This window comes from bacterium (assembly GCA_016702305.1).
Classification (GTDB): Bacteria; Electryoneota; RPQS01; order RPQS01; family RPQS01; genus JABWCQ01.
Genome location: JADJEH010000010.1, coordinates 1 through 14,434, shown reverse-complemented (window position 1 = coordinate 14,434; position 14,434 = coordinate 1). Strand labels below are relative to the sequence as shown.

Annotated in this window: 7 protein-coding genes, 1 other RNA gene and 3 pseudogenes; 8 read left to right on the top strand and 3 right to left on the bottom strand. The window is 52.2% G+C overall.

The genetic code is table 11. From position 1 onward, the window contains the following. Positions 1-8: 8 nt before the first annotated feature. The 4 genes from IPH10_10275 (at position 9) to IPH10_10260 (ending at position 3,450) form a co-directional block, all read left to right on the top strand. Complete coding sequence (locus tag IPH10_10275; protein MBK6911297.1) at positions 9-1,169, top strand: beta-lactamase family protein; 1,161 nt, start codon at positions 9-11, stop codon at positions 1,167-1,169. A 22-nt stretch (positions 1,170-1,191) separates the two neighbouring features. Continuing rightward, a complete protein-coding gene (locus IPH10_10270) occupies positions 1,192-1,860 on the top strand; it encodes an NAD(P)H-binding protein (protein MBK6911296.1) in 669 nt (222 codons plus the stop codon). Positions 1,861-1,923: 63 nt separating this feature from the next. Continuing rightward, positions 1,924-2,282, top strand: a transfer-messenger RNA (tmRNA) gene (ssrA, locus tag IPH10_10265). Positions 2,283-2,391: 109 nt separating this feature from the next. Next, positions 2,392-3,450 (top strand): site-specific integrase, encoded by a 1,059-nt coding sequence (locus IPH10_10260; protein ID MBK6911295.1) that lies wholly within the window; start codon positions 2,392-2,394, stop codon positions 3,448-3,450. On the opposite strand, the gene IPH10_10255 is transcribed toward IPH10_10260, so the two are convergent. Continuing rightward, entirely contained in the window at positions 3,410-3,646 is a 237-nt protein-coding gene (locus tag IPH10_10255; protein ID MBK6911294.1) for a helix-turn-helix domain-containing protein, read from the bottom strand. The two genes, IPH10_10260 and IPH10_10255, sit on opposite strands and share 41 nt — an antisense overlap. Before the next feature lie 20 nt (positions 3,647-3,666). Beyond that, positions 3,667-4,299, bottom strand: coding sequence for a hypothetical protein (locus tag IPH10_10250; GenBank protein ID MBK6911293.1), 633 nt, complete (start codon positions 4,297-4,299; stop codon positions 3,667-3,669). Positions 4,300-5,324: 1,025 nt separating this feature from the next. Here IPH10_10250 and IPH10_10245 point away from each other — a divergent pair. From IPH10_10245 to IPH10_10230, 4 genes and pseudogenes are all read left to right on the top strand, one after another. Then, on the top strand, positions 5,325-6,971 hold the full coding sequence (locus tag IPH10_10245; protein ID MBK6911292.1) for an SAM-dependent DNA methyltransferase: 1,647 nt from the start codon (positions 5,325-5,327) through the stop codon (positions 6,969-6,971). A 525-nt stretch (positions 6,972-7,496) separates the two neighbouring features. Beyond that, a pseudogene (locus IPH10_10240) lies at positions 7,497-8,212 on the top strand (restriction endonuclease subunit S). Further along, a pseudogene (locus IPH10_10235) lies at positions 8,209-8,901 on the top strand (DUF3800 domain-containing protein). The pseudogenes IPH10_10240 and IPH10_10235 overlap by 4 nt, the downstream one beginning before the upstream one ends. A gap of 670 nt (positions 8,902-9,571) precedes the next feature. Next, positions 9,572-12,649 (top strand): annotated as a pseudogene (locus IPH10_10230) (type I restriction endonuclease subunit R). Positions 12,650-14,013: 1,364 nt separating this feature from the next. Here IPH10_10230 and IPH10_10225 read toward each other — a convergent pair. Next, complete coding sequence (locus IPH10_10225; GenBank protein MBK6911291.1) at positions 14,014-14,418, bottom strand: hypothetical protein; 405 nt, start codon at positions 14,416-14,418, stop codon at positions 14,014-14,016. Between the last annotated feature and the right edge of the window lie 16 nt (positions 14,419-14,434).

The window sequence follows — 14,434 nt, the reverse complement described above, 5'->3', positions numbered from 1 at the left end:
TTGTGGGCGTGAGAATACTCTGGATTGCCGCGGCAATGTGCGCGGCGACTATGTTGTGGATGGGTTGCGATACGGACAACGACGACAACGTGGACAGTCCGAATGCACCGCTGGCGCGACAGATCGACAGTTTGATTACGGCGACGCTCTCCCCTTCTATCCCGGTCCACAGCGCGGTCGCGAAAGTTGAAGATCCGGTGCGGGATTTTTCGTGGACGGGCAGCGCTGGCGAAGCCGATCCTGAGTCGAATGAGACGATGACGGACAATCATCGTTTTCGATTGGCGAGTGTGACGAAGCCGATGACAGCGGCGCTGATCTTAAGGTTGATGGAAGAGGGCGCGGTCGAGCTTGATTCAACCGCATGGCATTACTTGGGCGACGGCGTCGGCGTGAATTTCGACAGTCTGCATGTGTGGCAGGGCACAACTTACGGGAAGAGCATCACCGTCCGGCAGTTGTTGCAGCATACAAGCGGCTTACCGGACTATGTTTTTGACGGGCCGACGAATTTCTTGGGTTTGACGGAGTTTCTGTTGTATGCGCTGGCGAATCCGGATAAGCAGTGGGAGCCGTACGAGATGGTGCAATGGTCGTACCGGCATCTTGATCCGATCGGTGCGCCGGGCGCCGAATATCATTACAGCGATACGGGTTATGTGCTGTTGGGGTTGATCGCCGAAGTAGTGACCGGCCAGCCGCTGGCGCAGGCGTACCGGCACTACATTTTTGCGCCGCTGGGCATGACGCAATCGTATTTGCACTTACACGAGTCGGCGGTGAGCGGCGGACCGCTGTCGCACGCTTTCTTTTTGTCGGTGGATACGGATGACTACAACACGTCGTTCGATTGGGGCGGCGGCGGAGTAGTATGTTCCGCGAGTGATTTAACGAAATTCATACGCGCGATCGGCGGGAACTCGTTGTTTGAAAACGCGACGACGACGACGTTTATGTTTGATTGGACCATGACAGAGCCCGGTATTGAGTACGGCATGGGCATTGAGAAACGCACAAATGAACACGGCGAGTTCATCGGGCACCCGGGCGCCTATGGTTCGTTCGCCTATTACTGGGTCGAGCGCGGCATTAGTATCGCCGGGACGGTGAATCAGTTGGACGGCGACGTTGAGGGATTCCTGCTGGACGTGGTTGACGTGATGAAATAGAGAGCGCGATTGAGAGGGAGTGATGGCGCAGACTACTGTGTTGGTGATGGGGGCAACAGGCGCGGTGGGATCGGAAGTCATTCGGCAGTGCGTGAACGATGCCCGCATCTCAAGCGTTGCGGCGTTGACGAGGCGACCGCTGACGCTGAAGCACGAAAAGCTCCGTGAAATCGTTCACGAAGACTTTCTCGACTACTCTCCGCTGATTGACGAGTTTGGCGAGATTGATATCTGCTACTGCGCGCTGGGCGTGTCGCAGGTTCAAGTGGGTGATCCGAAGCTCTACACGACGATTACCCGCGATTACGTCGTCAAGGCGGCCCAAGCGCTCAAGGCCGCAAATTCCGAGATTATGTTCGTGTTCGTGAGCGGCGCGGGTGCGGATGCCAGCGAAAGCAGCGGGGTTTTATGGCGGAAAGTCAAGGGCGAAACGGAGAACCGGCTGCGTGAGGTGCTGCACGACCGGTTGATCATCGTGCGCCCGGCCTACATTTATCCCATTCATCCGCGCGAGAATGCACCGTGGCAGGAGCGGATCTGGAGTCCTTTCTATCACCTGAAGACCGTCATGCCGCGGTTCGTGACTGACACGGTGGAAGTGGCGCGAGCGATGCTCGAATTGTCGCTCAGTGATGCGCCACCACGACTGGTTAGTAACATGGACTTGAAGCGGTGGGCCAAGGGCCCGTAGCGATGTCAATGTCGGCGGGAACTTGGAGAGTTCGGGTTTCGTTCGTATATTGAACGTGTTCTTGGGGACGCCAAGGTTTCGACGGGTTGTATGGATGGCGTGAGGAGCAGGCGGAGGCTGGGGTGCCCTCCTTAATCAGGACTCCAAAATCTAAGTGCCAATAACACTTACGCAATGGCTGCCTAACTAAAAGTACGGCACCTGTCGCCCCCGGGAACTGTCTAACGATACCGGGCCCGATATCAAATCATGGTTAGACTGGCCCGTGGACTGCCATGCAGACGGGCGAGATTTAGTGGCTGGCTCCCGATAGTTTTGGGGTTGGTACGCCCCGGGAGTGAGAAACCAACCAACTCCTAAGCCTGTAGCGCCTTGTGTGGTCCGCTTCTCGGACGCGGGTTCGATTCCCGCCGTCTCCACTAAAAAGCCCCTTGTTAAACTATGAATTTCATAGGCTTGACAAGGGGTCATTTTTTGGGTATCTTCTTTTGTCAAAGAATTGTCAAAAGAATAGATTGTAACGGAGTTCACATGGCGACTATCTACAAAAGAGGAAAATTCTGGCACGCGCAGTTCAGCCAAAATGGGAAACTGATGCAGCGTTCGCTTGGAGTCACTTCAAAGAAGCTCGCCGAGGTTAAGCTGGGTGAAATCATTCGGAACTTGGAACTCGGAATTGTCGGATTAGGCAAGCACTCGATCAGCAATGAACGGGCCTTCCAGCTTTTTCAGACCGAGGTGCTGGACAAGAAGTCACCGCCATGGCGTAAACGGCAAATGCAGCATTTGATGCACTTTCAAACTTGGATCGAGAATGTCGCCAAGGCGAACTTCTCGGACTTGAGGACCGCCGAGATTGACGAATTTATGGCATCGCGACGGCCTTTGATTTCTGACAAAACCTGGAACGACGAACTGGCGACCCTGAAGATGTTCTACAAGTGGGCGGAAGAACGCGAATACATCCGAAAGAATGCTGCAACCGGGGTCAAACGCTACAAGGTCGATCCCAAGGCAGTCCGAATCTTCACAAAGGACGAAATCGCCCTAATTACGAAGCATGCCACTCCCTATCAGTTGCCGTTCTATTCGCTATTGTTGACGACCGGACTGCGCGACGGCGAGTTGCGCAACTTGGAGTGGTCAGAAGTCGATTTTGAAAACGGACTGATTTTCGTGCGCATCAAGAAGAGCTGGCAACCCAAGACAAGGCGTGGCCGGGCCGTTCCCATGGCGAAAGAAGCCCGCGAAATACTCCACGGGCTTCCTCGACGGGGTTCATACGTGTTTACAACTGCGAACGGCAAGGCGTGGGCTCCGCCCCGGCAGCCATGGTGCGATTTGCTTGACCGAATCTACAAGAAGGAAGGAATCGACCTTAGGGGTCAGGTTTCGCTGCACACGTTCCGGCATACTTTCGCGACTGTATGCTTAATGAGCGGAATTGACATCAAAGTCGTTTCCGAATACTTGGGTCACACCAGCGTTAAGATGACCGAGAAGTACCTTCACCTCCTGCCGGAGCACAAATCGCGGGAAATGCAGAAGGTCAATTTTCAAGGCCTTTTGGCGGGCGGCCACGGCGCTTAGGCTTTGCTGCCGTCCAATCTTTCACTTCTTCCGGTTCGAATCTCAACGATCCCCCGACCTTACGGCAGGGGATTTTGTTTTGGGACGCCCAGCGGTAAACGGACTGGACGGCGACTTGGAGATACTTTGCTACTTCTTCAACTTTCCAAAGCGAACGGGTTTCGTTTGGCGTTACTGCTGTGTTCTGTTGGGCCATTGTGCTCCTTGGCTTGATGCTTAAATACTATTTTGAGAGAAGAGAGAAAGTTTTGAGGTCTCAATAATGTATGGTATTCCCTTGTACTTAAAATGAACATAATGGTCGGGCTTGTCTTGTACGTTTGCTGCAAAGTTCTGCATCCAGACGGATTCGGCATGCGCAAGAATATGTCCATTCATGAATGTGATCCGGGACGAATTTGCGTGCGTGACTTCGACAGGGTTGTCAAGCCCGGGAATCAATACGTAGTTGTATGGCAGCTTTCTTGCAGCGACCTCGTGGCGTTTTTCAGCTCGATCAAGCTTCGTTTTGAACTGAGTTAGAGACTGAGCCCGCTGGGCCGCGTCTCTAGTGTTCAGGACTTCTTCGATCTTAGCTTTTTGCGTTTCGATTCGGTCTGCGGTCTGACGCCTCCAGGATCTCTTAACGCTTACTTCCGCCATGAGTTGCTCAAACTCCTTTTGAGAGATTCGCCATGAACCGTAATAAATAGCCCGAGCAGACATTTGGTAAAACCGTAGAAGTCCGTTTTCACGCAGTTTGTCACGAGTGCGCCGAATCTGATCTGCGGACCAGAGAAATGCATTGTCGGGTTGCTCGTTTCGGCTAACATATCCGGCAGCCCTCAGGCGAATCGTTTCCACGGTCATGCGACAATAGCGTTTCTTACCAATTACAGATTGAATAGCTGACCAAACACAGAAATCACGCCACGGCATTTCGCCAGACCCTAATCGCGCAACTTTCCATGTATCAACGAAGACCCAGCAATTCGCTGATTGGCGCTATTCTCGCACGCTCTCAAGTCTTTTGTCAACTGTATCACGCTGATCGTTTCCCGGGGATTCGTCAAAAGGCTGGCCAAATCGTCACAGTCAGCATAGGCAAAAAGAAGACTTGCCTTGAACTCGTGGTGGCTAAAATTAGACAATACGTCAAGAAGAACCAGTGGAAACCGGAATGACTTTACCGGGCATTCTTGGAGGGCCTCTACTATGTCTTCAGATAACATTCTAAGAAAGGGCCTGCGCTTGTTGTGTCGCTCGTGTCGTCGTGGTTTCTTTTGTTTCTTTTGTTTTCAGAGTTTCCAGAGTTTCTTTAGTACATTATAGTCAGCACTCTTAACGCACCAAACGAACGTGACGAATCACCTATCAGAGACAAATTGGAACACCCTTCGCGCGCGCGCGATGGGACGGGGAATCGTGGGTAGTTTGCACGCGCGTAAGGACTCCTCACGCTGGGCCCCAAATATAGCATTCTCACAGGAAGTGTCAATAAAGAAAAGGAAACTCCTAAAGTCGGTATTTTGAGCAACTTTTTTCGCGCTGAATCCCGGTAAGATGCGTACCTTGACACCCCTTTGCAGTTAGTAGCATAATTCTGAATAAAGCGGAGTAATTGGGGGCGAAGAGGCATGGCCTCTTGGTTCCGATTTTTTTGAGCTGTTTTGTAGGGATAAAGAAAACGATACCGACCACGGGTTCTCCTTAGCGCATGTAACGGAGCGTCTGAGACAGCCAGTCCCCAATATTGGGGGAGGGATTGTTTGCCGGGCTAATCTTGCCACTTGCCGATATGCTTTTCCCGTTGTACATTTAGCAGGATTGACCAATTTTCTGTCCTTTACGGTGTCCCGGCCTGTCCGGCAGCCGCTCCCCTACCCCATTTCCCCATGCCCCGTCCATCGAAAAAAAGTCTGGATAAGTCCCCCAAGAAGTCCAAAGAGGCATCGTCCTCCTCCTCAGGCGCGAATATTGGCTTTGAGGCGCAGCTTTGGAAGGCAGCCGACGCGCTGCGGTCCAATATGGACGCTGCCGAATATAAGCACGTCGTGCTGGGCCTGATCTTCCTGAAGTATATCTCGGACGCGTTCGAGGAGCAGTTCGAGAAGCTCAAGGCGGACAAGAAGCATGGGGCCGATCCGGAGGACCCGGACGAGTACCGGGCGGTCAACGTGTTTTGGGTGCCCAAGGAGGCGCGCTGGTCGGTGCTGGTCAAGAATGCCAAACAGCCGACCGTGGGCAAGTTCGTGGACGACGCTATGCTGGCCATCGAAAAGGACAACCCGACGCTCAAGGGTGTGCTGCCCAAGGATTATGCCCACCAGCGGCTGGATAAGCAGCGTCTGGGGCAGCTTATCGACCTGATCAGCAACATCGGCTTAGGGGACGCGGCGGCGCGGTCCAAGGACATTCTGGGGCGCGTTTATGAGTATTTTTTGTCGCAGTTCGCCAGTGCCGAGGGCAAGAAGGGCGGGCAATTCTATACGCCCCGGTGTATTGTGCAATTGCTGGTTGAGATGCTGGCACCTTACAAGGGGCGGGTGTATGACCCGTGCTGTGGATCGGGGGGAATGTTTGTGCAGTCGGAGAAGTTCGTTGAGGCGCATGGCGGCAAGGTGGGCGACCTCTCGGTTTACGGGCAGGAATCGAATCACACGACGTGGCGGCTGGCCAAGATGAATCTGGCAATTCGCGGGATGGACGGGAATCTGGGCAAGGAGCATGCGGACACGTGTCACCGCGATTTGCACCCCGACTTGAAAGCCGATTTCGTGATTGCCAATCCGCCGTTCAATGACAGCGACTGGCGCGGCGAGCTTCTGAAAGACGACAAGCGCTGGAAGTACGGCACACCGCCGACGGGGAATGCCAACTATGCGTGGGTGCAGCACTTTGTGCATCACCTTGCGCCGGCGGGACTGGCGGGGTTTGTGTTGGCGAATGGTTCGATGTCGTCGAATCAATCGGGCGAGGGCGAGATTCGCAAGGCGATGATTGAAGCCGATTTGGTGGATTGCATGGTCGCGCTGCCGGGCCAGCTGTTTTATGCGACGCAGATTCCGGTTTGCCTGTGGTTTTTGTCGCGGGACAAAAAGAACGGGCGCTTCAAAGACCGGCGCGGCAAGGTTTTGTTCATTGACGCGCGGAAGCTCGGCACGATGATGGACCGTGTGCATCGCGAATTGACCGTTGACGACATCAAGCTCATTGCGGGGACGTATCACGCGTGGCGCGGGGACAAGGAGACGAAGCAGAAATATCAGGATGAGGCGGGCTTTTGCAAATCGGCCACGCTGGATGAGATTCGCGGACATAACCACATTTTGACTCCGGGCCGCTACGTCGGCGCGGCAGAAGTGGAAGACGACGGCGAGCCGTTTGAAGACAAGATGAACCGCCTCACCGCCACACTGAAAGAGCAGATGACCGAAGCTGCCAAACTTGACAAAGCGATTTGGAAGAACTTGAAGGAGTTGGGATATGGGGGTGACCAATGCAACAACTCTGCCAAAGGTCGCACCCTTCACAGAAGTTGATCCGAGCATATAGTGGACAATCGCGGAAGAACTTGTCCTATATCTCAGTAGGACGACCTTTGATTGCAACGAACTGTATTAGGAACGAAGGATTATTCCTGTTTATGAAACTGAACGGTTCGTTTCGGATGAAACCTATTCGACATGGTTCAGAGGGCATCCGGTTCCTGGTGACCTGATATTCGTGACAAAAGGCTCTCAGGTCGCGTCTGTATGACCTGAAAAATGGACTTTTGTATTGCGCAAGACATAGTAGCAGTTCGCGCTGATAAGTTGAAAATTGGCCGAAATTCTTGTTTGCTGTGTTAAGGTCAGGGAAATTCAAGACCAAATACTGAATCTCCACGTTGGCACCATGATTCCGCATTTCAAGAAGGGAGACTTTGACAAGCTCTTGATTCCCATACCTGAAAGAAGGGGTGCAGAGTTCATCGGCAAACTCTATTTTGAGATGTCGCTTAAGATTGAGTTGAATCGGAAGATGAACGCGACGTTGGAGGAGATGGCGCGGGCGTTGTTCAAGAGTTGGTTTGTGATTTTGATCCGGTGCGCGCGAAGTCTGAGGGCCGCGACCCCGGCCTGCCCAAGCCTATCGCCGACCTCTTCCCCTCGTCGTTTGTGGATTCGGAATTGGGTGAGATTCCGAAGGGGTGGAAGGTGTTTGGTCTCGATGAAATCGCCGTTTTTCTTAATGGGCTTTCTCTTCAAAATTATCCCCCGCTTGACGAACAGGTGTTACCAGTAATAAAGATTGCACAATTGCGAAAAGGGACATCGGAAGGTGCTGACCTTGCGAGAGCAGAGATTGCTCCTGCATATGTGATTGCTGACGGTGACTTCCTTTTTTCGTGGTCAGGTTCGTTAGAGTGCGTTTTGTGGACTGGCGGGCCGGGAGCGCTAAACCAACACTTATTCAAAGTGACATCTGAGTACTACCCGAAATGGTTCTACTACTTATGGACACTACATCACCTATCTGATTTCAGGCTGATTGCAGCAGGCAAAGCGACCACGATGGGGCATATCCAAAGGCATCATTTGCGTGAAGCAAAGGTTATTGTACCAAATAGCAAATGTATTGAACTGGCGGGAAATGTAATTGAGAGAAATTGCTTGACCGTTCAATTGAAGCGAACGGGTCCCGCACTCTCGCCTCGCTTCGTGACACGCTGTTGCCGAAGCTGATTTCGGGTGAGATTCGGGTTAAGGATGCGGAGAGGATTGTGGGGAAACATTTATGAGCGAAATCATCAATATCTACTGTGACGGAGGGTGTCACCTTGAGAATGACCATCAGAAAGTAATGGTTCTCGGTGCGCTGTGGTTACCGCACTCGAAGCGCCGTGAAATCGCAACGCGCATCAAAGAAATAAAAGCCCCACAATCTGCGGCGGACTTTGAGAAATCAAGTGGACGAAAGTCTCGCAGTCCAGGTGTTATTCTATCTTGACCTGATTGACTACTTCTTCGATGATGACGACTTGCATTTTCGGGCTGTTGTGATTCCGGACAAGACGAAGCTCGATCACAAGGTGCGCGGTCAGGACCATGACACGTGGTACTATAGAATGTACTATCGCTTGCTCTTTGCACTTGTCAATCCAGAAAACCGATATCGGATTTTTCTGGACATCAAAGATACCCGGAGTGAACCGAAAATCCAGAAGCTTCGAGAAGTGCTGTGTACTTCAAAGCACGGCTTCGCCAAGACGGTAATCGAAAATGTTCAGTCCGTGCGTTCTCACGAAGTTGCTCAAGTTCAGCTTGCAGACTTGCTAATTGGTGCTCTCTCTTATCTTCATCGCGGCGAGACAGGCAACAAAGGTAAACTTGCAATTATTCAAAGAATCAAACAGAAGTCAAAACGTTCGCTTGTCCACGACACTCCCTTGAGCCAAAAGTCAATCTACTAATCTGGGAACCAGAATAGGGATATTCAAATATAGGTGCGCCCGCTTGGCTTCCGACTTTAGAGGGGACAAACGGAGACTGGGATAGTAAGCACCCGCCTCTACTCTATCTTCATTCAAGATGTAGTCGACGGGCGACCGACATTGTTCGGCCTGCCTGTGTGGTACGACAAGCGTAAACAGCCGGGTGACCCGTTTGAGGACGGATTTTGGCACATAGTAGGGCGAAAACAAAACGGCCTACGGCTATTTGATCCGAGCACGAAAAAATCCGCTGGTGTGCGGCATTCATTTTGAATTCTTCTGATCCCAATCTACTTGTTTGGAGTACTTGCATCATTCTGGAGTGGTTCGAACAGTAATTTGGCTACCTTGCGAGGATTATGTAGTTGTTGCAGAAAAAAACTAAGGCAGGGCGCGCAGGCGGTACAATCGAATTCTATGATCTCATAACAGCATACAATGTTGATGGTACACGTGAGCGGCAAGAACTGCAAGATCAGTACGACAGACGATTGCCATAAAATGCACAGGCCGCTTCCCAGAGAGAAACGGCCCTTATTCTCCTTCTACACTGACAGCCGTGAGGCTTGGTAGCTGAGACTGAGCAAATATACAGAAGAAATAATGCAAAGTCAAGACCAATCGCTTGCTTGTTTTTCAAGCACTTATTAACCCTCCCGACCGTTTATGACCCGCCTAAACGAAGCCGCTGTTGAAGAAGCCGCGCTGGAAATCCTGCGCGATTTAGACTATGCCTATGTGTTTGGGCCGGATATCGCACCCGGTGAGCCCGCTGCCGAACGGGTGAGCTATGAGCAGATCGTGCTGGAAGGCCGTCTCCGCGATGCGCTGGCGCGGCTGAATCCCACTGTGCCGGGAAGATGCGCTCGACGAAGCGTTCCGCAAGCTGACGAGCCTGATCTGCCGACGCTTGTACAGAATAACCGCGCGCTGCATAAACTGCTGGTCGAAGGTGTGAATGTCGAGTATCAGCACGAGGACGGCAGCTATCGCGGGGACTATGTGCAGGTGCTGGATTTTGACAATCCAGATAACAATGAATTCCTGGCGGTCAATCAATACACGATAGTTGAAAGCGATCAAGAACGCCGACCGGATATCGTTATCTTTGTCAACGGCTTGCCACTGGCCGTGATTGAACTGAAGAATCCTGCCGACGAAAAGACGGACATTTGGAAGGCGTTTGACCAGCTTCAGACTTACAAAGAGCAAATTACGTCGCTGTTTCATCACAAGGCTTTGCTGATTTCAGACGGGATTTGGGCAAGGGTTGGCAGCTTGACGGCGGATAAAGAGCGGTTCATGCCATGGCGGACGGTCGAGGGGGATAAGCTCGCCGACAAGCACCTCCCGCAGCTTGAAGTCGTGCTGAAGGAGTCTTTGAACGGCAGCGATTTCTGGATATGGTTCGCTTCTTCACGGTCTTTGAAGAAGACCAGAAGGGCAATATCATAAAGAAGCTTGCGGGGTACCACCAATACCACGCGGTCAATCATGCCGTTGAGTCCACGGTGAATGCGGCAGGCGCGGATGGCGATCAGCGCGTCGGTGTCGTGTGGCACACGCAAGGCTCAGGCAAGAGCTTGACGATGGCGTTCTATGCAGGGAGGGTCATCTGCATCCGGCCATGGAGAATCCGACGATTGTCGTGATTACGGACCGCAATGATTTGGACGATCAGCTCTTCGGGACATTCGCAAGGTGCAAGGACATCCTAAGACAAGCCCCTGTTCAAGCAGAGAATCGCGACGATTTACGGGAGAAGCTGAAGGTTGCGTCGGGCGGAGTTGTGTTTACGACAGTACAGAAGTTCTTTCCGATCAAGGACGAAGAAGTCAAGCATCCCTTGCTCTCTGAACGCAGGAATATCGTAATCATTGCTGACGAGGCCCACAGGACGCAATACGGCTTCATAACAGGATTTGCCAAGCACATGCGCGATGCACTGCCCAACGCGTCGTTTATAGGGTTTACGGGCACTCCGGTTGAACTTGCGGACAGACAAACGCGCGCAGTCTTTGGCGATTACATCAGCGTTTATGATATCGAGCAAGCCAAGGACGACGGCGCGACGGTGCCGATCTACTACGAAAGCAGATTGGCAAAGCTCGATTTGAATGAAGACGAACGCCCGCATATTGACCCTGAGTTCGAGGAAATCACGGAGGAATGAAGAGGCGGAAGATCGTGAACGGCTAAGAAGGTGGGCAGCTTTGGAAGCGTTGGTTGGCTCTGAGAAGCGCATTAAGCTTGTCGCGCAAGACTTAGTCAATCACTGGCAAGAGCGTCTGGCAGCGATGCGTGGCAAGGCGATGATTGTCTGCATGAGCCGGAGAATTTGCGTTGCGTTGTACGATGAACTTATTCGCATAAGACCCGACTGGCACGGCAAACACGGATGATACGGGGAAAATCAAAGGTCGTGATGACAGGCTCGGCGTCCGACCCTCTCGATTGGCAGCAGCACATTCGTAACAAACCCAAACGCGAAAAGCTCGCTGAACGCTTCAAGGACCCGAACGACCCGTTTGAACTTGTGATTGTGCGCGACATGTGGCTGACGGGCTTCGACGCGCCTTGTCTGCACACGATGTACACGGACAAACCAATGCGCGGCCACGGGCTGATGCAAGCCATCGCGCGCGTCAACCGCGTGTTTAAGGATAAGCCGGGTGGTTTGGTTGTTGACTACCTTGGCTTGGCGCAAGAACTCAGGGTTGCGCTTGCGACCTATACGAAAAGCGGCGGCGAAGGCGCACCCACACTTGACCAAGAGGAAGCTGTGCGCCTCATGCTTGAAAAGCACGAAGTTTGCTGCGGGATTATGCACGGATTTGACTGGTCAAGCTGGACGAGCTATCACAACGAACGACAGACTGACATTGCTGATCCAAGCCCAAGAGCACGTCTTGCAACAAGAAGATGGCAAGGCGCGGCTATTCAAAGCCGTTGCCGATTTGTCCAAGGCGTTCGCGTTGGCGGTGCCACATGAGGAAGCCATTCGGATTCGTGATGATGTTGGATTCTTTCAGGCAGTGAAGGCACAACTCTCCAAGGTGACCCGGACGAAGAGCGCCCGCCGATTGACTTGGACCATGCCATTCGGCAGCTTATTTCACGGGCGGTGTCTTCTGAAGGTGTTATTGACATATTCGCGGCTGCCGGACTGAAGAAGCCGGACATCTCGATTCTGTCAGATGAGTTCCCTTGAAGAAGTTCGCCAGTTGCCACATCGTAACTTGGCAGTTGAAACTCTGCGGAAGCTACTCAAGAACGAAATCAAGAACCGTTCACGACATAACCTTGTTCAGGCTCGCTCTTTTTGCAGGTATGCTTGAAGAGTCGATTACTCGCTATCACAATCGGGCCGTCGAGACCGCGCAGGTCATTGAAGAGTTGATTGCGCTGGCCAAGGACATCAAGGCCGCCGACCAGCGAGGCGAATCGCTCGGATTGACTCCGGATGAGATTGCGTTCTATGATGCTTTAGAGGTCAACGATAGCGCAGTTAAGGTCCTTGGGGATGCGACTCTGAAGATCATAGCACAGGAGCTTGTTACGGCTGTACGGAACAGCGTTTCGATCGACTGGACAGTGCGGGACAATGTACGGGCAGGGATTCGGGTCGTGATTAAGCGGATTCTGAAGAAATACGGCTATCCGCCAGATATGCAAGCAAAGGCGACGGAACTGGTTCTGGAACAGGCGGAGGTACTGTGTGAGGGTTGGGCGGCAACCAGTTAGCGCGTGTGGGCTTCGCCGGTCGACAAAAGCTACGGTGGCAAGTACGGCAAGTCCGGTTCCGTCGAGATAGGGTGATGACCGCGAGGCCTTCGACTTTGTGTCCCTTGTGAAGTCCAATACACTGTCAAAAATTTGTCAAAAGCCCTATGAGGACAGGAGCAAAAAAACAAGCACTTAGAGAGTAAGATTGAGACCTGATTTAACTGGGATATAGAACATAAAATATTGTAATATTTATGTTTATGATTCAGCAAGACGATATTTCGATTCCCGCCGCCTCCACTATTACACCCTTGTTAAGTATTGACTTAGCAAGGGTGTCTTGTTATCTTGCAGCAAATAGCGACAAGACAAGTACAAGGCATATCACGAAAGAGGGTCCGGCAGTTTCATTTCAGCATTGCTTAACAACAGGTTAGCGCGCAAGGCGAATGTTAGGCGGCGGAATGCTGCCCATATCTTAGCTCGAAACTCGATCAAATTGTTTGATAAGAGCACGATTTGCTACCTAAGCGAACTGGTAAGACGGTCATGGCAGTTATCTCCAGTTGACTTGTTGTTTGTCCCATGATGAACGTGCTACAGCAATGTCCAGCGTGATGGCTCCTGCGGCACGGGTTACCTGCAATCCCGCTCGCAGATGTAGCGCCATAACTTGGACCGATAAGATAGAAAGAGGTTTGCCAATTCGGCAAACCTCTTTGTACTTTATGAGATTCAGTGATTCAGATCATGTGCTCGCTCTTGTTAGGGCTGCAATGCTGGGTTTGTCACGGCACCAAGCCAAGCACTCTGTAGAAGATGAACTGCATCGGGCTCTTGTCTTATGTGGGCATCGATGTAAGAGGATGTTGTCGTCGTACCGAGAAGAGACCAACCTGCGCCGCCGTTCCATTCGGAGTCGGTGTCGGATGCATAGATGTAATAGTACGCATTCCCGACGGCGCTGCCCCAACGTAATGTTGAATAGACAGAGTCGCCAACACTATTGGCGCGAATCGTCACATTTGTAATAGTGTCGTGCAACGCGACCTGCAGGAACGTGACGGCCTCGGGGTGCCTTTCATGGTTTCAACATTGCCAACATTGTCTGTTGCGAGAGAGAAGAACCCATAATGTGGCCCGGAATGCCTGTGAAATATGATGGAAGTATCTTCAACATTCGAGGCATATGCTGAGAACGGTCCGAAATCTTCCGATACGTACAGGGCATAGTTTGCAACACCAGAGCTGCCTACTACATCCTGGACCAGTCCAACTGACGGGAATGCCACGCTGTCCGGGTTCGGCCGGTAGAGGGAGAGTACTAGTCGGCAAGTCGGCATCTATTGTGTTGAAGATCGGAGGTGTGACCGCAGGCTCGTTCAGTCAAAGACGATGCTCGCTTGAGCATCGATGACGTCTCCAGTTTGGGATACGTGTGTTCCCGGTCTGATCGTGTAGTTTACAAAGCCCTCGCCGCGATGTGTGATGCTGTCGTTGATAGCTAGCATGCCGACGAACGGACTTGTGGGAGGTTGGCCTGTGATGGGATCAATGGACGTGAAGTTCCAGAAAATCTCGTTGGTGTTGACATTGATACCTGCGGTTACATCTACGTAGATGCCTAACGAATCGCGCACGTCAAGCCTTGTTGTGTAGAAGGCACGATTGGCCGGAACCCAAAGCATATTAGCAAATCTAGCTGCCCAGCCCGGGAACGAGTTCGGGTTCAAGTCGGAGTCGAGGCGCGTGTCCGATGTGAACGGCGCTTGCGTTGGCTGTGGCAAGCTCGGCGGAATTTTC